Source organism: Novosphingobium sp. B-7, from assembly GCF_000410615.1.
Taxonomy (GTDB): domain Bacteria; phylum Pseudomonadota; class Alphaproteobacteria; order Sphingomonadales; family Sphingomonadaceae; genus Novosphingobium; species Novosphingobium capsulatum.
Window position 1 is genome coordinate 1,384 of sequence record NZ_KE148518.1, and the last position, 1,178, is coordinate 2,561.

A 1,178-nucleotide genomic window follows, 5' to 3' on the forward strand; every position below is an offset into this window, starting at 1 on the left:
AATATGCCGGCCTGGCCACGGCCGAGCGCGAACGCCAGCTGCGCAAGCTGTGGCGCGATGTCTATGATTTCGTTACCCCGCAAACCGTGACGGCCACTCTGGACGAGGCCAGCGGCGATTATGTGCTGGGCATGACCGGCACCGCCAAGATGGAGTGGACATCGAGCGGATCGATGCGCTGGTACGAACTCGATCGCGCGCGCGTAGGGTGGAAACCCGATGTGCAGCGCGAGGGCACCTTGCTGGCCGATGCGCCCTTTGCGTTTGATTATCCCGATTGGTGGGCCAACCACGAAACCGTGCGCCTGCCGCGTGGCAGCAAGGACTTTACCCTGCAAGCGAGCGACGTGGATGAAACCGTGGGCGGCCTCTATGCCTTTCACCGCCGCGTGACGCTGGATGGCGACACGGTGACGATGGACAACGACACCCGCGCTCTCAAGGCCGAATTGCCCGCCGCCGATGCCGCCAAAGTGCGCGATCGCATGGCCGAACTGGGCAACCATGGCCAGTTCATCCGCCTGCCCGCGATGTATGAAGCGACCGATGCCGACATGGCTGCCCTCGCCGCCGACAAGCCGGCGCTGGCCCATGCCTGGCTGGTACGCGGCGCGGCTGCGTTTGACCGGGGCGACATGCCCGGCGCCATCGCCGGCCTGAATGCGTCGCTGGCGGTCGATGCCAAGCAGCCGATCGCGCAAGGGCTGCTGGCCTTTGCCTATGCCAGCCAGGGCGATGCCCGCGCCACCGAAACGGCCGATGCCGCACTGGCGCTGGACGACAAATACGACATGGCCTGGGCGGCCAAGGGGCTGGTCGCGCTCAAGGCGCAGAAGATGGCCGACGCCATCGCTGCCTATGACCACGCCATCGCGATCGATCCGCGCAACCCGCGCACTCTGGCCGGGCGGGCCAGCGCGCACCTGGCGATGGGCCAATATGGCCCGTCTTTGGCCGATACCGACGCCGCGCTTGTCCTCGCGCCCGATCTGCCGCTGCAGCCCGTGCGCGTGGTCGCGCTCTCGATGCTGGGCCGCACGACCGAGGCACTGGAGGGGGCCGACGCGCTGCTGGCCAAGACCCCCGACGCGCGCGACATGCGCCGCCTGCGCGCTGCCCTGCGCGCGCAGGAGGGAGACCGCACCGGTGCCCTGGCCGATGCCGACTGGCTGGGGGGG

The 1,178-nt window shown here is 68.6% G+C and carries 1 protein-coding gene; it reads left to right on the forward strand.

Translation table 11 applies throughout. From position 1 onward, the window contains the following. Window positions 1-1,178, forward strand: a 1,178-nt coding sequence (locus tag H926_RS35355) for a tetratricopeptide repeat protein (protein ID WP_237741191.1), incomplete at both ends; no start/stop codon positions are given.